This is a genomic window from Streptomyces sp. NBC_00490, assembly GCF_036013645.1.
Classification (GTDB): domain Bacteria; phylum Actinomycetota; class Actinomycetes; order Streptomycetales; family Streptomycetaceae; genus Streptomyces; species Streptomyces canus_F.
In genome coordinates, this window is record NZ_CP107869.1 from 3,593,090 (window position 1) to 3,618,663 (window position 25,574).

A 25,574-nucleotide genomic window follows, 5' to 3' on the forward strand; every position below is an offset into this window, starting at 1 on the left:
TCAACCTCTGTCGAGCCTATATCCGCTGGATGATCGTGCCGGTGGCGAGGCCACCCCCCGCACACATCGTCACCAGTGCGAACTCCTTGTCCACGCGCTCCAGTTCATGAAGCGCGGTGGCGATGAGCCGGGCCCCGGTCGCGCCCACCGGGTGCCCGAGCGCGATCGCGCCGCCGTTGACGTTCACCTTCTCCAGGTCCTGCTCGAAGACCTGCGCCCAGCTCAACACCACGGACGCGAAGGCCTCGTTGATCTCGACGAGGTCGATGTCCTTGAGGGACATCCCGGCCTTCCCGAGCACCGCCTTGGTCGCGTCGATCGGCCCGTCGAGGTGGAAGTGCGGGTCGGCGCCGACCAGCGCCTGGGCGACGATCCGGGCGCGCGGACGCAGCTTCAGTGCCCTCGCCATCCGCTTCGAGGCCCACATGATGGCCGCCGCGCCGTCGCTGATCTGGGACGAGTTGCCCGCCGTGTGGATGGCGGTGGGCATGACGGACTTCAGGCCGGCCAGCGCCTCCATGGAGGTGTCGCGCAGCCCCTCGTCCCGGTCGACCAGCCGCCACATGCCCTGCCCGGCGTGCTGTTCGTCCTCGGTCGTCGGCACCTGAACGGCGAACGTCTCGCGTTTGAATCGCTCCTCGCTCCAGGCGACAGCGGCCCGCTCCTGCGAGATGAGGCCCAGCGAGTCGACGTTCTCCCTCGTCAGTCCCCGATGGCGGGCGATCCGTTCCGCCGCCTCGAACTGGTTGGGGAGGTCGACGTTCCACTCGTCGGGGAACGGCTTGCCCGGCCCGTGCTTGGACCCCGAACCGAGCGGCACCCGTGACATCGCCTCGACGCCGCAGGAGATGCCGACGTCGATGACGCCCGCCGCGATCAGGTTCGCCGTCATGTGCGAGGCCTGCTGCGAGGAGCCGCACTGACAGTCGACGGTCGTCGCCGCCGTCTCGTACGGCAGGCCCATCGTCAGCCAGGCCGTGCGCGCGGGGTTCATGGACTGCTCGCCGGCGTGGGTCACCGTGCCGCCGACGATCTGCTCGACGCAGTCGGCGGGGATGCCGGTGCGACCGAGAAGCTCACGGTAGGTCTCGCCCAACAGGTAGGCGGGGTGGAGGTTGGCGAGCGCGCCGCCGCGCCTGCCGATGGGGGTGCGTACGGCTTCGACGATCACGGGTTCCGCGGCCATGGGGAGTTCCTCTCCTCCTCAAGAGCCTGTGTCATGTTCCCGGCCGGGCGCCCGCCGCCTGGCACGCACGCTCGCACGCACCAGACGCCGCGCGCTGATCCGGCCGGAAACATGACACAGGCTCTCACCCGCGCGGCGCGGGGGCGTCCCGGCCCGGCCCGCCACGCGGAACTAGTACGTGTTCTAGTTCCACAGGCAGTCTGCTTATACCGAGTCCGTCCCCGCAAGAGTCGTGCACACCTCTTGCTACTTCTAGAACCGGTTACTACGTTCACGGCACGACCTGATGGACCGTCAGAAGACTGCCGGAACACGGCTGGAGCTGCCCATGACCTGTCCAGCGCTCCCCGACGGGTTCGACCTCACCGACCCCGACCTGCTGCAACAGCGCGTACCACTCCCGGAGTTCGCCGAGCTGCGCCGGACGGAACCGGTCCACTGGATCGCCCAGTCGGACAATGTCGCCGGTTTCCAGGACGAGGGCTACTGGGCCGTCACCCGCCACGAAGACGTCAAGTTCGTCTCCACGCACCCCGAGCTCTTCTCCTCCATGCTCAACACGGCGATCATCCGCTTCAACGAGCGCATCGAGCGCGACGCCATCGACGCCCAGCGGCTCATCATCCTCAACATGGACCCGCCGGAGCACACCCGTGTCCGCCAGATCGTCCAGCGCGGCTTCACCCCGCGCTCGATCCGGGCCCTGGAGGACACCCTGCGCGCCCGGGCGCAGGGCATCGTCCAGAGCGCCCTCGCCCAGGAGGGCTCCTTCGACTTCGTCACCCAGGTCGCCTGCGAACTCCCCCTCCAGGCCATCGCCGAGCTCATCGGCATCCCGCAGGAGGACCGCCTCAAGATCTTCGAGTGGTCGAACCGGATGATCTCGTACGACGATCCCGAGTACGCGATCACCGAGGAGGTCGGCCAGGAGGCGGCGATGGAGGTCATCGCCTACGCCATGAACATGGCCGCCGACCGCAAGAAGTGCCCGGCGAAGGACATCGTGACCACGCTGGTGGCGGCGGAGGACGAGGGCAACCTGGGCTCGGACGAGTTCGGCATGTTCGTCCTCGCGCTCGCGGTCGCGGGCAACGAGACCACCCGCAACGCGATCAGCCACGGCATGCACGCCTTCCTGACCCACCCCGACCAGTGGGAGCTGTTCAAGCGCGAGCGCCCGGCGACCACCGCGGAGGAGATCGTCCGCTGGGCGACCCCGGTGGTCAGCTTCCAGCGCACGGCCACGCAGGACACGGAACTCGGCGGCAAGAAGATCAAACAGGGCGACCGGGTCGGCATCTTCTACGCCTCGGCCAACCACGACCCGGACGTCTTCGAGAACCCGGACGCCTTCGACATCACCCGCGACCCCAACCCCCACCTCGGCTTCGGAGGCGGCGGCCCGCACTTCTGCCTCGGCAAGTCCCTGGCCGTCATGGAGATCAACCTGATCTTCAACGCCATCGCCGACGCCATGCCCGGCCTCCATCTGACCGGCGACCCGCGCCGGTTGCGGTCCGCGTGGATCAACGGCGTGAAGGAACTCCAGGTGAGCGTGGGCTGACCGCACCCACCCCTACTCGGGCCGACGGCTTCCCGGCGCCGTCGGCCCGTTCAGAGACCCGGGGGAGGCAGCGAGCACCCCATCCCTACGTCCCGCTCCTGCCTCCCCCGAGGCCCGTCGCCACGGGTTCGTGCTTGACGTCCGCCGCCACCGCCACCGTCGTACGCGCCCTCGGCCCCTGGAAGAGATACGCCAGCCCGAAGCCGCCGCCCACCACCAGCGCGCCGCCCACCGCGTCCAGGACCCAGTGGTTGCCGGTCGCCACGATCGCCGTGACCGTGAACAGCGGGTGCAGCAGGCCCAGGGCCTTGAGCCACCACTTCGGGGCGACGATCGCGATGACCAGACCGCACCACAGCGACCAGCCGAAGTGCAGCGACGGCATCGCGGCGTACTGGTTCGTCAGCGCGGTCAGGGTGCCGTAGTCCGGCTTGGAGAAGTCCTGGACGCCGTGGACCGTGTCGATGATGCCCAGCGACGGCATGAGCCGGGGCGGGGCCAGCGGGTAGAGCCAGAAGCCGACCAGGGCCAGCAGCGTCGCGAAGCCCAGCGACGCGCGGGCCCAGCGGTAGTCCACCGGGCGCCGCCAGTACAGGACCGCCAGCACCGACAGCGGCACCACGAAGTGGAAGGACGTGTAGTAGAAGTCGAAGAAGTCGCGCAGCCAGGCGATCCTGACCACCGCGTGGTTGGCCCAGTGCTCGATGTCGAGGTGGAGCCAACGCTCCAGATCGAGGATCTGCTGCCCATGTGCCTCCGCCCGCGCCCGGCCCTGCGAGTTGCTGCCGCCCGTCGCCGCCAGCCGCACCTTCTGGTAGGCCGCGTACGTCACCCGGATCAGCAGGAGTTCGAGGAGCAGGTTCGGGCGGGTCAGCACCCGCTTCAGGAACGGCAGCAGCGGCACCCGCCGGAAGCGGGTCGGAACCGGCTCGGCGTACTCCGCGGGGATCGCGGTCTGGTAGTACGGCGAGGTGCGGGACAGGAACGGGATCACGGTCGCCGCCGCGAGGGCCGCCAGCAGCACGATGTTGTCGCGCAACGGGTACAGCGACGACATGTTCGGCAGCATCATCTTCGTCGGCAGGGTCATCACCAGCACCACCGCCACCGGCCACACATACCGGTCCGACGCCCGCTTCCCGACCCGCCCGACCACCGCGAGCAGCACCCACAGCAGCTGGTGCTGCCAGGTCGTCGGCGAGATCAGGATCGCGGCGCAGCCCGTGATCGCGACCGCGAGCAGCAACTGCCCGTCGTGGGCGTAGCGCACCGCCCGGCGCAGCGCCAGCACCGCCACCGCCGCGCCCAGCACGAGGAACAGCGCGATCTCCGGCGGCCCCGACAGGCCCGCCCGCAGCAGCGCGCCGTGCAGCGACTGGTTGGCGAGACCGTCCGCCGCGCCGCCGAGCCCCGTGCCCGCCACGTGGTGGACCCAGTAGGTGTACGAGTCGTGCGGCATCGCCAGCCACGCGAGCGCCGTGCACGCGGCGAACGTCACGCCGGCCGACACCCCGGCCAGCCGCCGGCCCGTGAACCACAGCAGCGGCGCGAACAGCAGCACCGTCGGCTGGAGCGCGGCGGCCACGCCGATCAGTAGGCCGCCCGCTCGTTGGCCGCGGACGACGAAGCAGCCCAGCAACACCAGGAGCACCGGCATGATGCTCGTCTGGCCGAGGTACAGCGTGTTGCGGACCGGCAGCGACAGCATCAGCAGGCTGATCGCGACGGGCGCGGCCAGCAGCGACGTACGTCTGTTCACCGGATGAGGAAGCGCCCGCGCGGCGACGAGGCCGAGCGCGGCGACCAGGAGCAGCGTGCCGAAGGTCCAGCCCCAGCCGAGCGCCTGCTCGGCGGCACGTGTCAACGGCTTCAGGACAAGTCCCCCGAAGGGGGTACCGGTGAACAGGGTCGAGTCGTACAGCGAGCCCTTCACATGCAGGACGCCGTCCGGGCCGACCCAGGTCTCCAGATCGGTCAGCCGCTCCCCGTCGGGGGTGCTCAGGACGACGGCCACCTGCCGGACGGCCAGTATCGCGGCGATCAGCCACAGTCCCAGGCGGGCCACGCGCACGCGTGCCCGTACCGTCTCGGCGTCCGTCGCTCCGCTGTGTTCCGCATTCGCCACGCCTCGTAGGCCTCCCGCCCCGTTTTCCCACGCATTGGATGCGTGAGGGCTGCTTTGCGAACCTTATTCAGGGCTCGCGTCACCCCCGGAGAGAGACGCAGGCTGCCCCCGCCTCACCTGACGTCCGTCATGCTTTTGTCCGAATGACGATAGTCCGCGGCCGGGCGCTCCGCCTCGTCGGCCGCGACGTGGATCACTTACGGTGCCGGACGGAACGGAACCGTATGCTCCCGCCGTACTACCGTCTGAAGCCGTCGACGGTACGGCGGAGGGGTCTGGGGAAATGGTCGGTTTCCTACGAGGGCGGGCGCGTCGGCGCGTGCTCGCGGTCGTTCTGGCGTTACTCGCCACCCAGATCGGCTCGCTCGTCGCCCCCGCCTACGCGTGCGGCTGCGGCGCCCTGATCCCGGACACCGCCCGGCGCGTCGGCGTGTCGCGCGAGGTGTCCGTCGTGCGCTGGGACGGCACCCAGGAACAGATCGTGATGCGGCTGACGGTGAACGGCGACAGCGACCGGGCCGCCTGGGTCATGCCGGTGCCCCACCGGGCGACCGTCGAGCTCGGCGATCCGGCCCTCTTCGACGAACTGGACGCGGCCACCGCGCCGGTGCACCGCACGCGCCACCACTTCTGGCCCCAGGACGGCGACTGGCCGCTCGTCTCCGGCGACGGCGGCCCCGACACCGGGGCCCCACCGCCGGGCGCCGGGGTCGGCGCCGAGCCGCCCGTGAGCGTGGTCGGCCGCCAGAAGCTCGGCCCCTTCGACGTGGCCCGGCTGACCGCGACCGACCCGGACGCCCTGGGCGACTGGCTGGACAGCAACGGCTTCGCCCTCCCGCCCCGCCTCAGCACCGCACTCGAGCCCTACGTCCAGGACCGCTGGGAGTACGTGGCGGTGCGACTGGCCCCCGAGACCTCCGGCGCCGCCCTCAGCGGCGCCCTGGATCCGCTCCACCTCACCTTCTCCGCCGACAGGCCGGTCTACCCGATGCGGCTGTCCCGCCTCGCGCGGACCCCGCAGTCGCTGGGCCTGTACGTCCTGGCCCCGCACCGCATGGAGCCCGCCTCCGAGATCGGCGGGGAGCGGCCCCGGGTCACCTTCGCCGGCCGGGTGAGCGCGAAGTCCGGCCCGCTCGCCGAGCTGGCGCGGGGCACACCGTTCCTGACCTCCGTGGGCCAGGAGTTCCCCACCCCGGCCCTGATCGACGGCGACCACGTGCTGCGCCGGACGGCGTCCGACACCACGTTCCAGCAGGTGATCTACGAGGACCGGCTGCGGACGGTGGCCGGGGCCCCGGCATGGCTGCTGACGGTCGTCGGCGGTCTCGCGCTGGCCGTCACGGCCGCGGTCCTGCTCGCCGTACGGCGCTCCCGGCGCCCGGTGATCCCGCCCAAGCCGCTGCAACCACCCTCACCGGTCAACTAGCCACCCGAAAGGCACAGTTCGCATGAGCGAGTCGAAGATCTGGGACGACGTCGACGACTACTTCACCACCCACCTCACGCCCGACGACGAAGTGCTGGCCGCGGCCCTGCGCGACAGCGAGGCGGCCGGGCTCCCGCGGATCGCCGTCGCCGCCCCGCAGGCCAAGCTCCTCCAGCTGTTCGCCCAGATCCAGGGCGCCCGGAACATTCTGGAGATCGGCACCCTCGGCGGCTACAGCACCATCTGGCTGGCCCGCGCGCTGCCCGCCGACGGCCGGCTGGTCTCGCTGGAGTACAGCCCCCGGCACGCCGAGGTCGCGACCCGCAACATCGCGCGGGCCGGCCTCGACAAGCTCGTCGAGATCCGGGTCGGCCCGGCCCTGGAGTCGCTGCCCCGCCTCGCCGACGAGGCCCCGGCCCCTTTCGACCTCGTCTTCATCGACGCCGACAAGGACAACAACCCGCACTACGTGGAGTGGGCCCTGAAGCTGACCCGCCCGGGCAGCCTGATCATCGTCGACAACGTCGTCCGCGGGGGCCGCGTCGCCGACTCCGGCAGCACGGATCCGGACGTCACCGGGACCCGGGCCGCGATCGAACTGATCGGCTCCCACCCGAGGTTGAGCGGCACCGCGATCCAGACGGTGGGCAGCAAGGGCTACGACGGCTTCGCGCTGGCGCGGGTGCTGCCGTAGCCCACTGCGGGGCCCTGAGAAAATCAAGCCTCGTGGTAGAAACCCACGTTGACGGTACGGGGGGCGGTGCGGTCCCGGATGACGATCTCGCCGTTGCCGCCCCTGGGCAGCGGGATGCTCCCGCCGTAGACGAGCGGCTGCGCGTACTGGCCGACCACCAGGTGCACCTCGGAGGACGGTTCGGGCTGCGAGCCCTGGAGCCAGGTGACCTGCCAGGCGCCCTCGGGGCCGCACAGGAACTCCAGATGGACCCGGGAGACGAACAGCCAGTCGTCGGGCGTCGAGAGGCGGCACACGGACTTGTCGCGGCCCACCCGCAGCACGGCGCCCGGATCACTGGGCGCGTCGGCCATCTGCATGCCGGCCGTGGCACCCTCCTCCGCCGCGGATACGGCGGCCATGGTGAGTTCGAGCACGTGCGCTCCCTTGTGCAGTTGCTGAAATGTCCCTGTGCAAGTGTGCTTGCACAGCGGCCGCATGATAAATCGCCCGGCCATTCCGCGTCCGGCACAATGGACTCATGACCGAGCGAAAGCCACCCGGCGTCCCGTTCGAGTCCTGGGTCGACAGGCAGATCCAAGACGCGCAGGGCCGCGGCGACTTCGACCGACTCCCCGGCGTGGGCGAGCCCCTGCCCGCCGATCTCGACAGCCCGTACGACGAACTCTGGTGGATCAGGCGCAAGATGGCCCGCGAGGGTCTCGCCGTGCTGCCGCCCGCACTGGCCCTGCGCAAGGAGGCCGAGGACACCCTCACCGCCGCGTTCGCGGCGCCCTCCGAGCGGATCGTCCGGAAACTGATCACGGACGTCAACGTCAAGATCCGCGAGATGATGTTCAGGCCGCCGCCCGGCCCCCCGCTCGGAAAAAAGCCGTACGACGTCGAGGACGTCGTACGGCAGTGGCGGGAACGCCGCGCGGCGGCGGGCAGGTCAGAGGTGCAGTAGCCGGTCCGCCAGCTCGCGGTAGTCGCGCAGGGCGAGGCGGAGCTGCTCGGTGTCGCCGGCGTTCCCGTGCTTGTCCTCGCCGTCCTGCCAGGACGTGCGCAGGGTGCGGCGGCGGTGGGTCAGGGCGTCCGTGACGCGGGAGGCCAGCTCCTCCATCACGTGGTCGGCCTCCTCGACGGCGTTCCGGGGCTCGTCGACGAACCCGGCGACCGCGTGCTGGAGCTGCAGCGAGAGCTTGTCGCACTCGTCGTGCGGAAGCAGTCGGCCGCGCTGCGCACCCTCGCCCTTGGCCGTCGTCGCGGCCGTGTCCCGGCCCTTGGTCGCCGTCTCGTGCCCGGCGGGACCGGCGACGAGGGGCGAGCGTGAGCCGTCGCCCGTGTCGGTCCGCTCGGCACCGGAGGTGGTGTCGCGCGTGTCGTGGCCCGCCACGAGAGGGGCGCTCTCCTGGCCCTGGGGGCCCTTGGAGCGGTCGCCCTGGGGAAGGTTCGACTGGCCGCCCGTCACAGAGGCGCGCCCTGCGAGGCCCTCGCCCGTCGTCTTCTCGCCGCGCCGTGCGCCGTCGGCGCCCTGGCCGGTGGTCGCGTCCGTCATGTCACTCAACTCCCCTTCGCGTGACGCCGGGTGGATCCCCACGGCAGATGGCCGCGGCTCTCGGTGCGGGCGGGTCGGTTCCCGCCGTCGGATGCCTCGTGCTCGGGTGTGGTCTCCACCCGCTCGGCCGTCCGGGTCGACTCGTGGTGCCGGCCGTCGTGGCCCACCAGGTCCTCGAACAGGGACCGGGCCTCGACCATGGCCTCGCGCATCTCCTCGGTGCCCGCCCGGGCGCCGTCCTGCGTCTCGTCCCCGCGCAGATGGGCGGCTTGGTGCACACGCCGGTAGCCGTGCACATGGTGCCCGTGGTGCACGGACAGTGCGGCGAGCTGCTCCTCGTACTGCCCGCCGTCCGGGAACCCCTTGGCCCCGGCGAGGTCGGCGAGCAGCCGGTCCGCCTCGGCCACGGCCTCCCGCGGCGAGTCGACGAAGCGCTCCTGGGCCGCCGTCCAGCGGGCCTCGTACTGCTGGCGCTGCGCCGGCTCCAGCGGCCGCTCGCGCAGCGAACCATGCCGCTCGACACGGGCGGCGAGCTCCCGCTCGGCGGCCTGTGGGTCGCCGTCGTGCTGGGCCAGGGCACGGTCGTACTCGGGCCCGAAGCGCCGCTTCAGACTCCGGCCGCGCTGCGGCCCCCGAGCACGCCGGGCAAGAACGGCCGCCACGGCAATGACGGCCACAACGATCACGATCAGAGCGATGATCAGGCCAGTTGACATGGCTACCGGGTAGCCCCGAAGTGGCTCCTCAAACCGCCGGTTATTCACTTGCGGTCGCCCTGGCACACCTCCGGAGAATGGCCCGCATGACTTCCTGGACCGTGGCCCCCGAGCCCTACGACTCCCCCGTCGCCTCAGCGCTCTGGCGGGCGTACTACACGGAGGTCAGCGACCGCTACTACCTCCTGCACGAGGGGCGGCGCACCGAGCCGGCGGAGCTGGAGCGGGAGGTCACCGGCGCGGACTGGTCCGCACTCACCCCGCCGAAAGGGCGGCTGCTGGTGGCCCGGTACGACGGCGAGCCCGCCGGTACCGCGGGTGTGCGCCTCCTGGACGCGGACACCGCCGAGCTGAAGCGGGTGTACGTCCGCGAGGAGCTGCGCGGCAAGGGCGGCGGCCCGGTCCTCGTCCGCGCCGCCGAGGACACCGCCCGCGAACTGGGCGCCGCCCGCATGATCCTCGACACCCGCGACGACCTCACCGAGGCACGCGCGCTGTACGCGCGCCTCGGCTACGAGGAGACCGAGCCGTACAACGACGACCCGTACGCGGAGCACTGGTTCGCCAAGGGGCTGTAGCGCGGGCGGTCATTCGAGGCGTGCCGTCGAGCCGTTGTGGGGCTGTTCGCGCTCCGAGCCGCAGAGTTCGTTGGTGAGCTCCTTCACGAGGCGCTCCAGGTCCGTCGGGCGGTCCGGGCCCCACCAGTCGCCGAGGAGCTCCGCCAGGGACTCCTCGCGGGCCCCGGCGAGGCGGTCGGCGACCTCGTGGCCGGTGTCGGTCAGGACGAGGTCGATGCCGTCGCGCCGGGCCAGGCGCCGCTCCTCGACCTGGCGGGCGGCGTCCACGATGACGTGCAGCGGAACGGAGCTGCGTGCGGCGAGGAGGGCCGGCTCCACCCAGCCGTACCTCTTGATCCGCAGCAGCAGCCAGCTCGAGCCCGGCAGCAGGTCGTACCCCGCCCGTTCGGTGATCGTCCGGTAGATCTCCCGCCGCCCCTCCCGCGTACCGAGCACCGACAGCGCCCGGCACACCTCGTCGTACGACGAGCGCTCCACCGGGTTGCTGGCGAGCGTCTCGGTGAGGTCCGGCGCCGTGACCGAGCCGCGCAGCCGGTCCTCCTTGAGGAACCAGGCCAGCACGAAGCCGACGAGCGCGACCGGCGCGGCGTACAGGAAGACGTCGGTGATGGACGAGGCGTACGCGTGCACCGCGGGCGGCTGGAGCGCGCCCGGCAGCTCCGTGATCCCTCGCGGGTCGGACTCCAGCCCGTCCACCGAGGCGCCCGGCGGGAGTTCGGCGCCGCGGAAGGCGGCGGTGAGTTTGTCGCCGAGGCGGTTCGCGAAGACCGTGCCGAAGATGGCGACGCCGAAAGAGGCTCCGATGGACCGGAAGAAGGTCGCGCCGGAGGTGGCGACGCCCAGATCCTCGTACGAGACCGCGTTCTGCACGATGAGGACCAGCACCTGCATCACCAGGCCCAGGCCCAGACCGAACACGAAGAAGTACGTGCTCATCTCCCAGGCCGAGCTGTTCTCGTCCAGCCGGTGGAGCAGGAGCAGACCGATGGTGGTGACCCCGGTGCCCACGACCGGGAACACCTTCCAGCGTCCGGTACGGCTGACGATCTGCCCGGACGCGGTCGACGACAGCAGCAGCCCGGCCACCATCGGCAGCATGTGCACACCGGACATGGTCGGGCTGACGCCCTGCACCACCTGGAGGAACGTCGGCAGGTACGTCATCGCGCCGAACATCGCGAAGCCCACGATGAAGCTGATGACCGCGGAGAGCGTGAACGTGCGGATGCGGAAGAGCTTGAGCGGCAGGACGGGTTCGGCCGCCTTCCGTTCCACGGCGACGAAGGCCACGGTGAGCACGACGCCGAGCAGCGCCAGGCCGATGATCTGCGGCGAGCCCCAGCCCCAGGTGGTGCCGCCGAGGGACGCCACCAGGACCAGACAGGTCGCGACGGAGGCGATCAGGAACGTGCCGAGGTAGTCGATGACGTGCCGTGTCGCCTTGCTCGGGATGCGGAGCACGGTGGCGATGACGGCGAGGGCGACGACGCCCACGGGGAGGTTGATGTAGAAGACCCAGCGCCAGCTGAGGTGCTCGGTGAACAGTCCGCCGAGGAGCGGGCCGAGGACGCTGGTCGCCCCGAAGACCGCGCCGAACAGTCCCTGGTACCGCCCGCGTTCGCGCGGCGAGACGATGTCGCCGACGATCGCCATCGACAGCACCATGAGCCCGCCGCCGCCGAGGCCCTGGAGGGCCCGGAACGCGATCAGCTGCGGCATGTTCTGCGCCATGCCGCACAGCGCCGAGCCGATGAGGAAAATCACGATCGCGGTCTGGAACAGCTTCTTCCGGCCGTACTGGTCGCCGAGCTTGCCCCACAGCGGGGTCGCGGCGGTCGAGGCGAGCAGATACGCGGTGACCACCCAGGACAGGTGCTCCAGGCCGCCGAGGTCGCTGACGATCGTGGGCAGCGCCGTGGAGACGATGGTCTGGTCCAGGGCGGCGAGCAGCATGCCGAGGAGCAGGGCGCCGATCGACACGAGGACGTTGCCGGACACGTGGGGGTCCTGCGTCTGGCCGGGTGTTCCGTCCCCGGCTGGGTTCCGTGGGTCTCGCACATCACCCGTCATACCGTCCGCATCCGCGGCCATGAAGACCTCCCGAAGGTCTCGTTACATCTCCATCGTGGTTGGTGTGACCGTTTATGGCCTGTTGAGTCCTGGTGGAAGCCGGTATTCCGGGGGCTTATGGGACGGGAGTGTGGAGGGAGTCTGCATAATCTCTGGAGTTCGCGAGGGGAGGGACGAACACATGGCGGAATCACACGGCCATCTGTGCCCGGAGTGCGGGGCACCGAGAGGGACCGACAACACGCCGTCGTGCGGCTGCACGCAGCGGGCGTCCGACGCCCTGCGCGACGCGCGTACGGCGGAGGCGGCCGCGGCGGAGGATTTCGATCCGTTGCGCATACGTCCCTATGTGGAGCTGGAGGGGGAGGCGCCGGCCGGGTCGGCGACCGAAGCGGCGACCGGGGCGGCCGACATGACGATGCCGTTGCGCGCGGTGCCGGGCCCGGTGCCCAGCACGAGGGACCTGAGCCTGTTCGAGGGAGCGGGACGGGAAGGCGAGGGTGTCGACGACTTCGACGACGAACCGCGCCGACGCCCCCGCAGCACGGTGCTGCTGGGCGCGGCGGGCGGGCTCGTCGCGGTGATCGCTGCGGCCGGGCTGGCGAGCGGGATGTTCTCGTACGACACACCCACCCGGGACGGGGCGTTGCCGCAGGAGGTACGGGCGAGCGTCCCGGACGCGTCACCGACGACGGAAGCGGCGTCCCAGTCCCCCACCACGACGGCCCCCCGCCCCACCGCGGTACCCCCACCGCCGTCCGCCTCCATCACCCGGTCGCCATCCCCGACCCCGACCCCGACAACCGCCTCCCCGACCCCGTCCCGCTCCGCGACCTCCCCGACCACCTCCCCCGCCACCCCACCCACAGCCGACGACGCCTCCGACGCCCGCGAAAGCACACCCCCCGTGCTCCGCCGCGGCTCCGAAGGCGACGAGGTCCTCGAACTGGAACGCCGCCTCACCCAACTGGGCCTCTACACCCGCAAGGCGAGCGGCCACTACAACGAGGGCGTCGAGGACGCGGTGACCCGATACCAGTGGGCACGCGGAATCCAGACGGACGAGCAGGGGGTGTACGACCTGCCGACGCGGGAGCGACTGGAATCGGAAACACAGGAGCCGTGAACGTCTGACGGCGAGTGGGGGTGCGGGGTGCCTGCGGCGGCCTGTGGCGGCTTCGGTGGGGGTTCGCGTTGCGCACTACGGTCGGGTTGTGGGTCGGTGCCGCACCGGGGGGTGTCCGTCCTCGGTCGGGCGGTGCTGTGGGTTGGGGATGTGCGGTTGGTTGGTCGCCCGACGCTGCGGGCGGACACCCCCCGGTACGTCCCCTTCTCGCCGTTGCGCGAGCGCGGGCCCGTCCCGCCGGGGGTCCCAGGAGACGGCGACTGCCTCCGGGGACGAGGGGCGACCCCCGCAGGCGACTGCGCCTCTCGACGCCGGTCCAGGCATTTCAGCCCGTCCGGCGTTTGAGGACGAGGCCCCTTCAGGGCCGACGGGGGTCTGGGGGCGCAGCCCCCAGGGACCGGGGTCGAAGGGGCAGAGCCCCTGGAGGATGGGACGGGTAGGGGCGGCGGGGGCGAAAACAGCCGAGGGCAGCCCCGCGCGTCGGCCTAGCTGACGTACAGCCGTATCGTCCCGTCCGCCGTGGGCGACACACGGACCTGGGTCAGGTCGCGGACGACGACGTCCGGGTCGTAGACGTCGGCCCGCGAGCCGACACCGACCACCCGCATCCCGGCGGCGCGCCCCGCCGCGATCCCCGCCCCGGAGTCCTCGAAGACGATGCAGTCCTCCGGCGCCAGCCCGAGTTCCGCGGCCCCCTTCAGAAAGCCCTCCGGATCCGGCTTGCTCGCGCCGACGGACTCCGCGGTGATCCGGATGTCCGGCAGCGCCAGACCGGCCGCAGACATCCGCGCCGTGGAGAGGGCGACATCCGCCGAGGTCACCAGCGCATGCGGGACTCCCCGCAGGGACGCCAGAAACTCCGACGCCCCCGGTACCTCGACCACGCCCTCCATGTCCGCCGTCTCCTCGGCGAGCATCACCGCGTTGTCCGCATGGTTCTGCTCCATCGGCCGATCCGGCAGCAGCAACGCCATCGACGCGTACCCCTGCCGCCCGTGCACGACCTTCATGACCTCGTCCCCGTCCAGCCCGTGCCGCGCCGCCCACCGCCGCCAGCAGCGCTCGACGACGACATCGGAGTTCACAAGGGTGCCGTCCATGTCGAGCAGGAGGGCGCGGGCGGTCAGCACGGTGGGCACGGCGGTGGCCGTCATCGGCAGCTCCAAGGCGCGGGGACCGGGGGTGACCCGGAGGGACAAGGCGGCCCCCACCCGCCGGTCAGGGAGAACGAGCGGGGAGCCACTTTGTTTTCCTACGGTACAAAACATGGCCCGCTTTGCGCCAGCGCATGCCGCAACTGTTCACCGGCCGTTCAGTTCACGCGGTGACCGCCTCCCACAGGCTCCACAGCCCGAGCCCGAGCATGAGAAGCGCCGCCACCTTCGTGATCAACCGCAACGGCACCCGCTTCATCAGCGCCTTTCCACCGACGATGCCGAGCCCGGCCACCGCCCAGAGCGCGAGCACCGCGCCGAGACCGACGGAGAGCGGGTCGTCGTAGCGGGCGGCCAGGTTCGCCGTCATGATCTGCGTGAGGTCGCCGAACTCCGCGACCAGGATGAGCATGAAGCCGGCGCCCGCGACCTTCCAGAAGGACTGGTTCTCCGGGCGCCGGATCTCCTCCTCGCCCTCGTCCTTCTTCATCAGCAGTACCGCGGCACCGCCCAGGAAGAGGACACCCGTGAGGGCGTGGACGAGCTGCTGCGGCAGGAGCGTGAGCACGCTGCCCGCCGCCACGGCCAGCGCCACATGGAGGGCGAAGGCCGCCGCCACGCCCGCGAAGACGTACGACGCGCGATAGCGGGTGCCCAGGACCAGACCCGCCAGCGCGGTCTTGTCCGGCAGCTCTGCGAGGAAGACGACGCCGAAGACGACGGCCGTCACGGTGAAGCTGATCAAGGTTCCTCAATCGGTCGGGGCTGCCCCACCGAGAGTGATACCGCGAAAACGACACCTCGGCACGGCAGCACACAGTCAGTGCACTACTGGCCGAAGGTCTCGCTGGCCGGTCACGGATGACCTGCCTCCGGGCGCCGGCTCAGACGAGCTGAGCAGTATGTCGACGGTCCGGCGAAGAGCTACTCCCCTTCAACTCCGTCAATCATACGAGATCGTTTCGCCGTAAACCTTGTCGTGTCATGTACGCGTCACTAGCTTCTAACCCAACGCATACCTCCCCGCAACGCGGAGCCGCGAGAGTTCCCTCGCTCGCGCTTCAACACCCCCACCCCTCAAAGGGAGTTCGCATGGCGAAGTTCTACGCGCGTCGACGGCTCAGCATACTCGCGGCTCTCACCGGTCTCATAGCCTCGGTCGGGCTCTTCAACGGTCCGACCGCTTCCGCCGCCCTCCCCACGCCGGTCAGCGCGGCCACCGCCCGCACCTACCTCGCCTCGCTCACCGTGGCCACCGAGAACCGCACCGGCTACAACCGCGACCTGTTCCCGACGTGGATCACCATCAGCGGCACCTGCAACACCCGCGAGTACATCCTCAAGCGGGACGGTTCGAACGTCGTCACCAACTCCGCCTGCACCGCCACCAGCGGCAGCTGGTACTCCCCGTACGACGGCGCCACCTGGACCGCCGCCTCCGACCTCGACATCGACCATCTGGTCCCGCTCGCCGAGGCCTGGGACTCCGGCGCGAGCGCCTGGACCACCGCCCAGCGCCAGGGCTTCGCCAACGACGTCACCCGCCCCCAGCTCATCGCCGTCACGGACAACGTGAACCAGGCGAAGAGCGACCAGGACCCGGCCACCTGGATGCCGTCGGTCACCTCCTACCGCTGCACCTACGTCCGCGCCTGGGTCCAGGTGAAGTACTACTACGACCTGTCCGTGGACTCCGCGGAGAAGAGCGCGCTCACCGGCTACCTGGCCAACTGCTGACGATTCAGTGACGGAACCTCCCCGCCGGCCTCCGTCGTTCCGTACCGTACGGGGCGACGGAGGAGGATCACGTGGCCGAACTTCGGTTGGGACCGCTGCTCAGGTATGCCGACGGCTCGTCCGCGACCGTATGGGTCGAGGCGAGCCGTCCGTGCGCCGCCGAGGTGCGCTGCGCGGACGGGGCGGGCGGTGAGGCCCAGACCTTTCAGGTCTGCGGTCATCACTACGCCCTGGTGCCGGTCACCGGTCTGACGCCGGGGACCTCGTCGCCGTACGAGGTCCTGCTCGACGGAGTACGCGTGTGGCCGCTGCCCGACTCCCCGTTCCCGGAGTCCGTCATCCGCACACCGGCCGAAGGGGACACCGTCCGCGTCGCCTTCGGGTCCTGCCGCTGGGCCGCTCCGCCGCACGGCGAGCCGGACCCCGTCGGCCAGGACGCCCTGGACACCCTGGCGGCCCGGATCGCGACCGACCCGGACGGTGAACGGCCCGACGTGCTGCTCCTGCTGGGCGATCAGGTCTACGCCGACGAGACCTCCCCCGCGACCCGCCGCTGGCTCGCCGCGCGCCGGGATCTGAGCGATCCGCCGGGCAGCGAGGTCGCGGACTACGAGGAGTACACCCACCTCTACTACGAGTCCTGGCTCGATCCCGAGATCCGCTGGCTGCTGTCCACCGTCCCCAGTTGCATGATCTTCGACGACCACGACGTGATCGACGACTGGAACACCTCCGCCGCCTGGGTGGAGGACATGCGGGCCACCCCGTGGTGGCGGGAGCGGCTGCTGAGCGGGCTGATGTCGTACTGGGTGCATCAGCACCTCGGGAACCTCTCCCCGGCGGAGCTCGACTCCGACCCGCTCTACGCCGCCGTACGCGAAACCCCGGACGGCACCGATGAGTTGCGGGCCTTCGCCTGCAAGGCCGACGTCGATCCGGCCTCCGTGCGCTGGAGTTACCGGCGGGACTTCGGGCGCGTGCGGCTGGTGATGGTCGACAGCCGGGCGGCGCGCGTCCTCGACGAGGAGAACCGGTCGATGCTCGCCTCCGGCGAGGAGCGCTGGGTGCGCGAGCAGGTGCTGGACGGGCCGGGGTCCTACGACCATCTTCTGATCGGGACCTCGCTGCCCTGGCTGCTGCCGCATCTGGTGCACGACGCCGAGGCGTGGAACGCGGCGCTGTGCCGGGGTGAACGCGGGGCGCGCTGGGCGCGGTTCGGGGAGGATCTGCGGCGACGGGCGGACCTGGAGCACTGGGCGGCCTTCCCGGAGTCCTTCGAGTCGCTGGTGGAGCTCATCGCGGAGGCGGGGTCGGGCCCGGACGCGCCGGCGACGGTGTGTGTGCTGTCGGGCGACGTCCATCACGCGTACATCGCCGAGCCGAGGTGGCCGGAGGGGAGCGGGCCCGATGCGCGGGTGCTGCAGCTGACCTGCTCCCCCGTCCACAACTCCATCCCGTTGTCGATACGCCTCGGCTTCCGCTTCGGGTGGAGCGCGGTGGGCCGCTTTCTGGGGCGCCGGTTCGCCGGACACGGCGCCTGTCCCCAGCCGTCGGTGGACTGGCGGCGGACAGGCGGGCCCTGGTTCGGCAACCAGCTCATGACGCTGACGCTGCGCGGGCGTTTTGCGGGACTGCGGCTGGAGCAGGCGCGGGCCGTGCGGGGCGGGAAGGCGCGGCTGGCCGTGGTGTCGGAGTCGGTGCTGAGCGAGAAGTGACCGGGCTGTGCACAAGTGAGCCCTGAGCAGGGCGAGTTGAGCACCGTTGACTCTTCAGCGAGCCCGCCGTCGAACATATGCTCACTCGACCTCGGGCCCTCACGTACGGGCCCAACTGCCAACTGCTCGAAGGACAAGCCTTGTTGAAGAAGATCAGCATCTCGCTCGGCGCCGCCGGAGCGGGCGTCCTCCTCATGGCCGTACCGGCTCACGCCACCTGGTACCCGACGGGGTGGCCGCAGCACGCGTACACCTCCGACTACGCGGGCGAGGGTGCCTTCCAGGCCGACGGCGACTGGATCATGGCGAACGACATCGGCGAGGACCACAAGAGCACCGTCACCCGCTGGGAGACCAACTACGGCCGCGAGGGCGAGTGCAAGGCGACCGGCGGGGCGTTCACCGGCCGCGAGGAGTGCAACTACAACTTCGACGAGGACTACAAGGTCCGGATCAAGGTGTGTCTGCGCAACTACTCCGCCGACATCGGCTGGGAGAACTGTTCGACCTGGACCCCGTGGCTGAGCATCGCCACCGGCAACGCGTGATCCGGGGTACCTGACGCCCGGCCGGAGCGCGGCAGGCATGATGAGGCGGACCGTCCGCTTCCGGTGGACGGTCTGCCCAAGCGCCCCCACACGCCCGGGAGTCCCCGTTTTGTCCGCACCGACCACGGCCTGCGTGCCCGTCTCCGTCGCCGTGGTCGGCGCCGGACCGCGCGGGACCAGCGTCCTGGAACGCCTCTGCGCCTCCGCGCCGAAACTGCTCCCGCCCGGCGCCCGGCTCACCGTCCACGTGGTCGACCCGGCACCGCCCGGCGCCGGCCGCGTCTGGCGCACCGCACAGCCGGCGGAGCTCCTGATGAACACCGTGGCCTGTCAGGTGACCCTCTTCACCGACGAGAGCGTCGACTGCTCCGGGCCCGTCCGCCCCGGACCCAGCCTGCACGAGTGGGCGGCCGGCGAGCTGGGCCCGGACGAGTATCCGACCCGCGCCCACTACGGCCGCTATCTGGAGTGGGTGTTCGCCCGCACGGTGCGCGAGGCGCCGCCCGGCGTCCGCGTACGGACGCACACGGCCCGTGCGCTACGGCTCGAGGACGCCCCCGACGGCCGCCAGGTCCTCACCCTCGACGACGGCCGCGAACTGACCGGCCTGTCCGCCGTCGTCCTCGCCCAGGGCCATCTGCCGACCGCCCCCGACACGGCGCAGCGGACCGTCTCGTCGTACGCCGAGACCCACGGCCTGCTCCACATCCCGCCCGCCAACCCGGCCGACGTCGACCTCTCGCCCCTCGCCCCGGGCGAACCGGTGCTGTTGCGCGGTCTCGGCCTCAACTTCTTCGATCACACGGCCCTGTTGACGACCGGGCGCGGCGGCCGTTTCGTGCGCGATGGGGGCGGGCTGCGGTATGTCCCCTCCGGCCGCGAGCCGCTGCTGTACGCCGGGTCCCGGCGCGGTGTCCCCTACCAGGCCCGCGGCGACAACGCGAAGGGGCCGTACGGGCGTCACACCCCGCTCGTCCTGACGCCGGAGGTCATAGCGGGCTTCCGCAAGCGTGCCGACTCGGGTGAGGCGCCCGACTTCCTCGCCGAGATATGGCCGTTGGTGGCGAAGGAGGTGGAGACGGTCTACTACTCGGCGCTCGTACGGCGGCCGGACCTCGCCGACCGCTTCCTCACCGTCCCCCACGGCGACCCCCAAGAGGCGCTGATCCTCGACGAGTTCGGTGTCCCGGACGCCGACCGCTGGAGCTGGGACCGGATCTCCCGCCCGCATGCGGGACGCGGCTTCACCGACCCCGGCCGGTGGCGCGCGTGGCTGCTGGCCCATCTGCGCGAGGACGCCGCGCAGGCCGCTCTCGGCAACACGGACGGCCCGCTCAAGGCGGCCCTGGACGTGCTGCGCGATCTGCGCAACGAACTCCGGCTGACCGTCGACCACGGCGGCATCGCCGGTGCCTCCCGCCGGGACCACCTCGACCGCTGGTACACCCCCCTCAACGCCTTCCTGTCCATCGGGCCGCCCCGGCGCCGGATCGAGGAGCTGGTGGCGCTGATGGAGGCGGGTGTGGTGGAGGTGCTCGGGCCGCGCCTGGAGGTCCGGGCGCGGGACGGGGCCTGGGTGGCGCGCTCGCCCGACGTCCACGGGTCCGGCGTACGCGTGACGACGCTCATAGAGGCACGGCTTCCGGAACCGGATCTGCGACGCACGGCCGACTCGCTCCTCGCCCGGCTGCTGCGGACCGGACAGTGCCGGCCGCACTCGGTCGACGGTTACGAAACCGGCGGACTGGACGTGACACCTCGCCCATATCACCTGATTGACCGTCAAGGTGGCGTGCACGCAAGGCGGTTCGCGTTGGGGGTGCCGACGGAGGGGGTGCACTGGGTGACCGCGGCGGGCGCGCGTCCGGGTGTGGATTCGGTCACGCTTTCGGACGCCGACGCGGTGGCGAGAGCGGCTCTACGTGCGGCTACAGCAGGAACGGAAGGCCAAACGGAAGCAAAGCCGTGGCCAAATGTTGAACTTGTAAGCATCGATTAGTCCGACCTAACGTGGGGTGCTCGCTCGGTTCCGTCCCCCGACCGGTCCGCCCCAGGGACCGGCCCGACCGTAGGAGTACCCCCCACATGACCGGACGCCTCAACAGCGCCCAGCCGTACGTCCTCGGCCTGTTCCGCATCGTCGTCGGACTGCTCTTCACCTGCCACGGCGCCGTCGCGCTCTTCGGCGTGCTCGGTGGCGCGGACGGCAAGGGCGGCACCGTCGAGCTGGGCACCTGGCCCGGCTGGTACGCGGCCGCGATCGAGCTCGTCGGCGGCTCCCTGGTCCTGATCGGCCTGGGCACCCGCTTCGCCGCGTTCATCGCCTCCGGCGCGATGGCCTACGCCTACTTCAAGGTGCACCAGCCCAACGCCCTGTGGCCGATCGAGAACAGCGGCGAGGGCGCGGCGATGTTCTGCTGGTCCTTCCTGCTGCTGGTCTTCACCGGCTCCGGCGCCTTCGGACTCGACCGGCTGTTCCAGAAGCGCTCGACCGCCGCCGAGCGGCCGGCCTCGGACCAGGCACCCGTGACCGTCTGAGCCACACCCGCACCGACGGCGCCCGTCCCCGCACAGGGGGCGGGCGCCGCGACGTGTCGGCCGGGTGAACATGCTGTGGCGAACACACGCGCCCCCCATGAATCTCCTGTCACACCCCCGGCGTACGCTGTAAGGCTGTTACGGGGGAAAACGGGGAGTGACGGTGTTCGAGAGTCTCGGGAATATGGGCGTGCTGACCGGCAGCCCAGGAATCATCTACGCGATGGTGGCCGCGTCAGTGCTGCTGGACGTGTTCCTGCCGGTCCTGCCGAGCGGCGTCCTGGTCATCACGGCCGCCACGGCCGCGGCGGCGGGCACCGGAGCGGCGACCGGCAAGGTCCCCGGCGAGGTTCCCGACCTGCTGCTGCTCACCCTGGTCGCCGCGACGGCGTCGGTGCTCGGCGACATGGTCGCGTACCGGCTGGCCTGGCGCGGCGGCGCCCGCCTGGACCGGGCCATCGCCCGCTCCCGCCGCCTCACCTCCGCGCAGGAACGTCTCGGCTCCGCCCTCGCCGACGGCGGCGGCCCCCTGGTCGTCCTCGCCCGCTTCGCCCCGGCCGGCCGCTCGGTCGTCTCCTTCGTCGCGGGCGCCGCCCACCGCCGGGTCCGGGAGTTCCTGCCCTGGTCCGCCCTCGCGGGCCTGGCCTGGGCGGCGTACAGCGTCGCCCTCGGCTACTACGGCGCCCAGTGGCTGGGCACGACATGGCTGGCGACCGGCGTCTCGGTACTGGCCCTGTTCGCCGCGGGAGCCGCGGCGGGGTTCGTGATGCGCCGCCGCCCGGCGTGAGGGATTGCCCAGGGCACGGGCCGGCAGAGCAGGAGGGACGGATTCGCCGTCGGCGGGTGCAGGCGCGTTGTGGCTGGTCGCGCCCCGCGGCGGAGCCGCAAGTCGATGCAGCCCCGCGCCCCTAGGGGCGTCAGCGTTGACCCAGCCCCCAGTGACCTGCGGTTTTGCCGGCGGGCGTGGGACGGATCCGCCAATTGCCGAACCCGGCCCGACCCTCCGGGTCCCCCGCTAACCGGCGCGTTGTGCTGGGGTGCCTCGGACCTCGAGGTCGGACAGTAGCTCGGCCGTGGCCTCGGCCACCGCGGCGACCGCCCGCTCGAAGACCTCCTTGTTGTGTGCGGCCGGTGCCCGGAAGCCGGACACCTTCCGTACGTACTGGAGGGCGGCGGCGCGGATCTCGTCCTCCGTCGCCTCCTCGGGCAACGCGGGCGGGCGAAGAGTCTTGATGCTGCGGCACATACCTCCAGTCTCGCCCCCGGCGGGGAATAGCGCCGGGCGTCCGCGGAATTGTGTCGGGCATGACCACAGTGGAGATCCTGTACGTCGGTGGCCCGACCGCCGTTGTGTCTCTCGGGGGCGTGCGTCTCCTCACCGACCCGACCTTCGACGCGCCCGGCGAGTACCCCGTCGGCTCCCGTGCGCTGGTGAAGACGGCGGGCCCGGCGCTCGCGGCGGCGGACCTCGGCCCGGTGGACGCCGTGCTGCTCTCCCACGACCAGCACCCCGACAACCTGGACACCGCGGGCCGCGCCCACCTCGCCGGTGTCCCCCTCGTCCTGTCGACCGCCGCCGCCCACGGCCGCCTGGGCGCCCCCGTCCGCGCCCTGCCCGCCTGGGAGAGCGTCGAGGTGGGCGGCGTACGCGTCACCGCCGTCCCCGCCCTGCACGGACCCGAGGGCTCCGAGCCCCTCGTCGGCGAGGTCACCGGGTTCGTGCTGTCCGGGGAGGGCCTGCCCAAGGTGTACGTCAGTGGCGACAACGCCTCTCTGGACCGGGTCCGGGAGATCGCCGACCGCGAGGGCCCCTTCGACGTGGCCCTGCTGTTCGCGGGCGCGGCACGCACTCCCCTCGTACCGGACGCGACGCTGACGCTGACCAGCGGGCAGGCGGCCGAGGCGGCGGCGATCCTGGGCGCCCGGCATGTCGTACCGCTGCACTTCGAGCACTGGGGTCACTTCACCCAGGACGGACCGACGCTGACGAAGGCCTTCGCGGAGGCCGGGCTGACGGACCGGCTGCACCTGATGGCGCCCGGGGAGTCCGTACGCCTGTGACGTCTGCGATGATCCGTTCCGAGGCGGCCACCGTTCAAGGGGCCGACCGACGAAGGGACTTCGTGTGATGACGCACGACAAGAATCTGACCGTGGCCGTGCTGGGCCCGGGCGGCATCGGCGGCCTGCTCGCCGGACTGCTGTCGCGGGCCGGGCACCGGGTGGTCTGCCTGGCCGGGAACGAGACGGCGGCGGCCCTGCGGGCGTCCGGGATCCGGGTCCGCAGTGGCCCGTTCGGGGACTTCACGGCCGAGGTGGAGGCGGACACCGAGCTGCGGGTGCCGGTGGACGCCTGCTTGGTGGCGGTGAAGCATACGGCGCTCGAGGCCGCCCTGGACCGGGTCCCGCCCGCCGCGCTGGGCGACGCGCTCCTGGTGCCGTTCCTGAACGGTGTGGAGCATCCGGCGGCGCTGCGGGCCCGCTATCGCGAGGACGTGGTGGCCCCGGCGGTGATCCGCGTGGAGTCGACGCGGGTGGCACCCGGGGAGATCGTGCACGGCAGCCCGTTCGCGGAGATCGACCTGACCGGCGCCGGGGTGGCGAAGGAGCGGCTGGAGACGCTGGCGGACGCGCTGGGCTCCGCCGGTCCGACCACCCGGGTGCTGCCGGACGAGACGGCGGCGCTGTGGGCCAAGATGTCGTTCCTGGCCCCGTTCGCCCTCCTCACCACGCGGTACGCCCTCCCCTTGGGCGAGGTACGCACCCGCCACCGCGAGGAGCTGACGGCACTGGTCGAGGAGACGGCCGCGGTGAGCCGCGCGTCGGGCGCCCCGACGGACCCGGCCCAGGCCCTCGCCCGCTACGACGCGTTCCCCCCGCAGACCAAGTCGTCGATGCAGCGCGACGCCGAGGCGGGCCGCCCCCTCGAACTGGACGCGATCGGCGGCGCACTGCTCCGCGCGGCGGACCGACACGGGGTACCGGTGCCGGTGGCGACCCGCCTGGTAGGGGAGTTGAGGGACGCGGCTCACTGACGCCCCAGGGGCGCGGGGCCGTTTCACGGCGGCGCTGAGATCGTCAGTCGCCGTCGCCGCCGGAGGACGAGCCCCCGCCCTGCTTCTTCCCCGAGCTCTGCACCACCTTGCCCAGGCCTACCGTCACGGCCGCCACGACGCGGACCCAGGTCGGCCCGCCGCGTTCCGCCCACACCACGCACACACACCCGAAGACGGCGAGACCCAGAACGCCCACCAGCACCAGAACCGTCATGTCCCCACCCCTGCGTTCGTACGATTCCGGTGATCTTCTCAGATCCCCCTTCCCGAACACATGAACTACCCCAAGAAACTCGCACCCCTAAATCGAACAGGCGTAGCATTGCGCTGTGGCTACGACCTATGACTTTCCGAGTGACCTCCTCGCCGGTCAGGAGGAGCTGCATCAGGTCCGGGCCGAGCTGTCGGCCCTGCTCAAGCGGCTGCCCTGGTCGGTCGAGCCCCTGGACGGCTTCAGCGACACCGCGGGCTGGCGCAAGGTGGAACGCCCCGCCTCCCCGGGCTGGACACCCGACGAACAGGCCGAGGTCGAGAAGCTCAGGCAGCGCGAACACGAACTCGTCGTCTTCGTCACCGGCCACCGCTTCTGGGCGGAGGTCGCCGGCGAGGAGCGCGTGGACGCCCGCATGAGGCTGAAGCACGCGCGGGAGGACAGCTGACAAAAGAGGAAGACCCCGGCCGTGATCGGCCGGGGTCTTCCTCCCGTGTGGGCGCGGACGGTTTCGAACCGCCGACATCCTGCTTGTAAGGCAGGCGCTCTACCCCTGAGCTACGCACCCGGGTCCCGAACACGCGCGCTCAGGACGAGTCGACAGACTACCTTGCCCGGGGCCCCGTCCTGCAAACGCGTATCGCGGCGTACCGCGGGAGCCGGATCCCGGGGTCGAACCGGGGGTTTACCCCACCCCGGATCCGGGAGCGTCCCGGATCCCGCGACGGCCCCCCGCTCCGTACGGTCGAAGAGCCTCATCATTCTGGCTCAGGGGGAGATCCCAATGGCACGCACCGCCACCGCTCGCATGGTCCTCGCCGCAGGCGCCGTCGCTCTCATCGCGGGCGTCAGCGCCTGTGGAGCCTCCGCCGGGGACGACAAGGATCCGGACCAGCGGTCGTTCGCGCTGGAGGGGAAGACGCTGACCATCGACTCCGACGACTCGGCGCTGGAGATCGTCGCCGCCGACGACAACAAGGCGGGCCGGATCGAGGTCACCCGCTGGTTCCAGGGCACGGTCGCCCTCGGCAAGGACCCGAAGGTCACCTGGTCGATGACGGACGACACGCTGAAGCTGCGGATGAAGTGCACCGGCGTGGTCGCCGACTGCGCGGCCAAGCACCGCATCGAGGTCCCGCGCGGTGTCTCCGTGAAGGTCGAGGACGGGGACGGGAGTGTGCGGGCCAGGGGCTTCGAGGACGCGCTGAGCATTCGTACGGGCGACGGATCGGTGCATGTCACCGATTCCAGCGGGCCGCTCGACCTGAAGACCGGCGACGGGTCCGTGCGCGCCGACGTCACCTCGCGCGACGTGCGCTCCCGGACCGGCGACGGCTCGGTCCACCTCGAACTGGGCGCCGTCCCGGACCGCGTGGAGTCCAGCAGCGGCGACGGCTCCGTGACCATCGACGTCCCCGAGGCCACGTACAAGGTGACGACCCAGACCGGCGACGGCGGGGTGGACGTCACCGTGCCGCGGGCCGACTCCAGCTCGCACGTCATCACCGCCCGTACCGGCGACGGCAAAGTCACGGTCCGGACCGCGAACTAACGGGCCCGTGTGTTCGTCCTTAACCGGTGGGAGAATGACACC

General features: G+C 71.3%; 26 protein-coding genes and 1 tRNA gene. 16 read left to right on the plus strand and 11 right to left on the minus strand.

The genetic code is table 11. The annotated features are described in order from the left end of the window. Positions 1-16: 16 nt before the first annotated feature. The gene (locus OG381_RS16250) at positions 17-1,186 is read right to left on the minus strand and encodes a steroid 3-ketoacyl-CoA thiolase (protein WP_266893136.1); all 1,170 of its coding nucleotides are present in this window, start codon (positions 1,184-1,186) and stop codon (positions 17-19) included. Positions 1,187-1,514: 328 nt separating this feature from the next. Here OG381_RS16250 and OG381_RS16255 point away from each other — a divergent pair, with 328 nt between their 5' ends. Further along, positions 1,515-2,750, plus strand: coding sequence for a cytochrome P450 (locus tag OG381_RS16255; RefSeq protein WP_327716819.1), 1,236 nt, complete (start codon positions 1,515-1,517; stop codon positions 2,748-2,750). 85 nt (positions 2,751-2,835) lie between these two features. Here OG381_RS16255 and OG381_RS16260 read toward each other — a convergent pair whose 3' ends face one another. After that, the gene (locus OG381_RS16260; protein ID WP_327716820.1) at positions 2,836-4,875 is read right to left on the minus strand and encodes a bifunctional glycosyltransferase 87/phosphatase PAP2 family protein; all 2,040 of its coding nucleotides are present in this window, start codon (positions 4,873-4,875) and stop codon (positions 2,836-2,838) included. Positions 4,876-5,158: 283 nt separating this feature from the next. On the opposite strand from OG381_RS16260, the gene OG381_RS16265 reads away from it, so the two are divergent. Beyond that, entirely contained in the window at positions 5,159-6,301 is a 1,143-nt protein-coding gene (locus tag OG381_RS16265; protein ID WP_327716821.1) for a DUF2330 domain-containing protein, read from the plus strand. Between the two features lie 22 nt (positions 6,302-6,323). After that, positions 6,324-6,995 carry an O-methyltransferase gene (locus OG381_RS16270; protein ID WP_327716822.1) on the plus strand — a complete coding sequence of 224 codons (672 nt, stop codon included), beginning with the start codon at positions 6,324-6,326 and terminating at the stop codon, positions 6,993-6,995. A 23-nt stretch (positions 6,996-7,018) separates the two neighbouring features. Here OG381_RS16270 and OG381_RS16275 read toward each other — a convergent pair whose 3' ends face one another. After that, positions 7,019-7,411, minus strand: coding sequence for a hypothetical protein (locus tag OG381_RS16275; protein WP_327716823.1), 393 nt, complete (start codon positions 7,409-7,411; stop codon positions 7,019-7,021). 104 nt (positions 7,412-7,515) lie between these two features. Here OG381_RS16275 and OG381_RS16280 point away from each other — a divergent pair, with 104 nt between their 5' ends. Next, positions 7,516-7,941, plus strand: a complete 426-nt coding sequence (locus OG381_RS16280) for a J-domain-containing protein (RefSeq protein ID WP_327716824.1) — start codon at positions 7,516-7,518, stop codon at positions 7,939-7,941. Here the strand turns inward: OG381_RS16280 and OG381_RS16285 are convergent. Next, positions 7,927-8,532, minus strand: coding sequence for a hypothetical protein (locus OG381_RS16285; protein WP_327716825.1), 606 nt, complete (start codon positions 8,530-8,532; stop codon positions 7,927-7,929). The two genes, OG381_RS16280 and OG381_RS16285, sit on opposite strands and share 15 nt — an antisense overlap. 5 nt (positions 8,533-8,537) lie before the next feature. Continuing rightward, the gene (locus tag OG381_RS16290) at positions 8,538-9,248 is read right to left on the minus strand and encodes a hypothetical protein (RefSeq protein WP_327716826.1); all 711 of its coding nucleotides are present in this window, start codon (positions 9,246-9,248) and stop codon (positions 8,538-8,540) included. Positions 9,249-9,325: 77 nt separating this feature from the next. Here OG381_RS16290 and OG381_RS16295 point away from each other — a divergent pair, with 77 nt between their 5' ends. After that, positions 9,326-9,826, plus strand: coding sequence for a GNAT family N-acetyltransferase (locus OG381_RS16295; RefSeq protein WP_327716827.1), 501 nt, complete (start codon positions 9,326-9,328; stop codon positions 9,824-9,826). A gap of 9 nt (positions 9,827-9,835) precedes the next feature. On the opposite strand, the gene OG381_RS16300 is transcribed toward OG381_RS16295, so the two are convergent. Next, positions 9,836-11,917 carry an MDR family MFS transporter gene (locus tag OG381_RS16300; RefSeq protein WP_327716828.1) on the minus strand — a complete coding sequence of 694 codons (2,082 nt, stop codon included), beginning with the start codon at positions 11,915-11,917 and terminating at the stop codon, positions 9,836-9,838. A gap of 160 nt (positions 11,918-12,077) precedes the next feature. Between OG381_RS16300 and OG381_RS16305 the strand changes: the two genes are divergently transcribed. After that, the gene (locus OG381_RS16305) at positions 12,078-13,022 is read left to right on the plus strand and encodes a peptidoglycan-binding domain-containing protein (protein WP_327716829.1); all 945 of its coding nucleotides are present in this window, start codon (positions 12,078-12,080) and stop codon (positions 13,020-13,022) included. A 485-nt stretch (positions 13,023-13,507) separates the two neighbouring features. Here OG381_RS16305 and OG381_RS16310 read toward each other — a convergent pair whose 3' ends face one another. Continuing rightward, a complete protein-coding gene (locus tag OG381_RS16310) occupies positions 13,508-14,176 on the minus strand; it encodes an HAD-IA family hydrolase (protein WP_327716830.1) in 669 nt (222 codons plus the stop codon). 163 nt (positions 14,177-14,339) lie between these two features. Then, positions 14,340-14,921 carry a TMEM165/GDT1 family protein gene (locus OG381_RS16315; protein ID WP_327716831.1) on the minus strand — a complete coding sequence of 194 codons (582 nt, stop codon included), beginning with the start codon at positions 14,919-14,921 and terminating at the stop codon, positions 14,340-14,342. Positions 14,922-15,268: 347 nt separating this feature from the next. Here OG381_RS16315 and OG381_RS16320 point away from each other — a divergent pair, with 347 nt between their 5' ends. From OG381_RS16320 to OG381_RS16345, 6 genes are all read left to right on the plus strand, one after another. After that, the gene (locus OG381_RS16320; RefSeq protein WP_327716832.1) at positions 15,269-15,913 is read left to right on the plus strand and encodes an HNH endonuclease family protein; all 645 of its coding nucleotides are present in this window, start codon (positions 15,269-15,271) and stop codon (positions 15,911-15,913) included. Positions 15,914-15,984: 71 nt separating this feature from the next. Then, positions 15,985-17,628, plus strand: coding sequence for an alkaline phosphatase D family protein (locus tag OG381_RS16325; protein ID WP_327716833.1), 1,644 nt, complete (start codon positions 15,985-15,987; stop codon positions 17,626-17,628). A 143-nt stretch (positions 17,629-17,771) separates the two neighbouring features. Beyond that, entirely contained in the window at positions 17,772-18,176 is a 405-nt protein-coding gene (locus tag OG381_RS16330) for a hypothetical protein (protein WP_327716834.1), read from the plus strand. A gap of 109 nt (positions 18,177-18,285) precedes the next feature. Then, positions 18,286-20,175: an FAD/NAD(P)-binding protein gene (locus tag OG381_RS16335; protein ID WP_327716835.1), complete on the plus strand. Its 1,890-nt coding sequence runs from the start codon at positions 18,286-18,288 to the stop codon at positions 20,173-20,175. A gap of 86 nt (positions 20,176-20,261) precedes the next feature. After that, a complete protein-coding gene (locus OG381_RS16340; RefSeq protein ID WP_327716836.1) occupies positions 20,262-20,714 on the plus strand; it encodes a DoxX family protein in 453 nt (150 codons plus the stop codon). Between the two features lie 184 nt (positions 20,715-20,898). Next, positions 20,899-21,501, plus strand: a complete 603-nt coding sequence (locus tag OG381_RS16345; protein WP_443062031.1) for a DedA family protein — start codon at positions 20,899-20,901, stop codon at positions 21,499-21,501. A gap of 228 nt (positions 21,502-21,729) precedes the next feature. Here the strand turns inward: OG381_RS16345 and OG381_RS16350 are convergent, their stop codons facing one another. After that, positions 21,730-21,960, minus strand: coding sequence for a DUF2277 domain-containing protein (locus OG381_RS16350; protein WP_307031490.1), 231 nt, complete (start codon positions 21,958-21,960; stop codon positions 21,730-21,732). Positions 21,961-22,019: 59 nt separating this feature from the next. On the opposite strand from OG381_RS16350, the gene OG381_RS16355 reads away from it, so the two are divergent. Both OG381_RS16355 and OG381_RS16360 read left to right on the plus strand, forming a co-directional pair. Further along, a complete protein-coding gene (locus OG381_RS16355; RefSeq protein ID WP_327716838.1) occupies positions 22,020-22,775 on the plus strand; it encodes an MBL fold metallo-hydrolase in 756 nt (251 codons plus the stop codon). 67 nt (positions 22,776-22,842) lie between these two features. Next, positions 22,843-23,748 carry a ketopantoate reductase family protein gene (locus OG381_RS16360; protein ID WP_327716839.1) on the plus strand — a complete coding sequence of 302 codons (906 nt, stop codon included), beginning with the start codon at positions 22,843-22,845 and terminating at the stop codon, positions 23,746-23,748. Positions 23,749-23,791: 43 nt separating this feature from the next. On the opposite strand, the gene OG381_RS16365 is transcribed toward OG381_RS16360, so the two are convergent. Then, positions 23,792-23,983 carry a hypothetical protein gene (locus OG381_RS16365; protein ID WP_327716840.1) on the minus strand — a complete coding sequence of 64 codons (192 nt, stop codon included), beginning with the start codon at positions 23,981-23,983 and terminating at the stop codon, positions 23,792-23,794. Between the two features lie 115 nt (positions 23,984-24,098). Here OG381_RS16365 and OG381_RS16370 point away from each other — a divergent pair, with 115 nt between their 5' ends. Beyond that, positions 24,099-24,428, plus strand: coding sequence for a hypothetical protein (locus tag OG381_RS16370; protein WP_307031483.1), 330 nt, complete (start codon positions 24,099-24,101; stop codon positions 24,426-24,428). Positions 24,429-24,476: 48 nt separating this feature from the next. Here OG381_RS16370 and OG381_RS16375 read toward each other — a convergent pair. Continuing rightward, a tRNA-Val gene (locus tag OG381_RS16375) sits at positions 24,477-24,548 on the minus strand. A gap of 216 nt (positions 24,549-24,764) precedes the next feature. On the opposite strand from OG381_RS16375, the gene OG381_RS16380 reads away from it, so the two are divergent. Next, positions 24,765-25,532, plus strand: coding sequence for a DUF4097 family beta strand repeat-containing protein (locus OG381_RS16380; RefSeq protein ID WP_327716841.1), 768 nt, complete (start codon positions 24,765-24,767; stop codon positions 25,530-25,532). Positions 25,533-25,574 lie beyond the last annotated feature (42 nt).

Coding starts and splice junctions, on each gene's coding strand:
- OG381_RS16365 (WP_327716840.1), bottom strand. CDS start 23,983: ATGACGGTTCTGGTGCTGGTGGGCGTTCTGGGTCTCGCCGTCTTCGGG.
- OG381_RS16285 (WP_327716825.1), bottom strand. CDS start 8,532: ATGACGGACGCGACCACCGGCCAGGGCGCCGACGGCGCACGGCGCGGC.
- OG381_RS16300 (WP_327716828.1), bottom strand. CDS start 11,917: ATGGCCGCGGATGCGGACGGTATGACGGGTGATGTGCGAGACCCACGG.
- OG381_RS16290 (WP_327716826.1), bottom strand. CDS start 9,248: ATGTCAACTGGCCTGATCATCGCTCTGATCGTGATCGTTGTGGCCGTC.
- OG381_RS16380 (WP_327716841.1), top strand. CDS start 24,765: ATGGCACGCACCGCCACCGCTCGCATGGTCCTCGCCGCAGGCGCCGTC.
- OG381_RS16305 (WP_327716829.1), top strand. CDS start 12,078: ATGGCGGAATCACACGGCCATCTGTGCCCGGAGTGCGGGGCACCGAGA.
- OG381_RS16280 (WP_327716824.1), top strand. CDS start 7,516: ATGACCGAGCGAAAGCCACCCGGCGTCCCGTTCGAGTCCTGGGTCGAC.
- OG381_RS16355 (WP_327716838.1), top strand. CDS start 22,020: ATGACCACAGTGGAGATCCTGTACGTCGGTGGCCCGACCGCCGTTGTG.
- OG381_RS16340 (WP_327716836.1), top strand. CDS start 20,262: ATGACCGGACGCCTCAACAGCGCCCAGCCGTACGTCCTCGGCCTGTTC.
- OG381_RS16320 (WP_327716832.1), top strand. CDS start 15,269: ATGGCGAAGTTCTACGCGCGTCGACGGCTCAGCATACTCGCGGCTCTC.
- OG381_RS16255 (WP_327716819.1), top strand. CDS start 1,515: ATGACCTGTCCAGCGCTCCCCGACGGGTTCGACCTCACCGACCCCGAC.
- OG381_RS16310 (WP_327716830.1), bottom strand. CDS start 14,176: ATGACGGCCACCGCCGTGCCCACCGTGCTGACCGCCCGCGCCCTCCTG.
- OG381_RS16250 (WP_266893136.1), bottom strand. CDS start 1,186: ATGGCCGCGGAACCCGTGATCGTCGAAGCCGTACGCACCCCCATCGGC.
- OG381_RS16350 (WP_307031490.1), bottom strand. CDS start 21,960: ATGTGCCGCAGCATCAAGACTCTTCGCCCGCCCGCGTTGCCCGAGGAG.
- OG381_RS16345 (WP_443062031.1), top strand. CDS start 20,899: ATGGGCGTGCTGACCGGCAGCCCAGGAATCATCTACGCGATGGTGGCC.
- OG381_RS16360 (WP_327716839.1), top strand. CDS start 22,843: ATGACGCACGACAAGAATCTGACCGTGGCCGTGCTGGGCCCGGGCGGC.
- OG381_RS16295 (WP_327716827.1), top strand. CDS start 9,326: ATGGCCCGCATGACTTCCTGGACCGTGGCCCCCGAGCCCTACGACTCC.
- OG381_RS16265 (WP_327716821.1), top strand. CDS start 5,159: ATGGTCGGTTTCCTACGAGGGCGGGCGCGTCGGCGCGTGCTCGCGGTC.
- OG381_RS16270 (WP_327716822.1), top strand. CDS start 6,324: ATGAGCGAGTCGAAGATCTGGGACGACGTCGACGACTACTTCACCACC.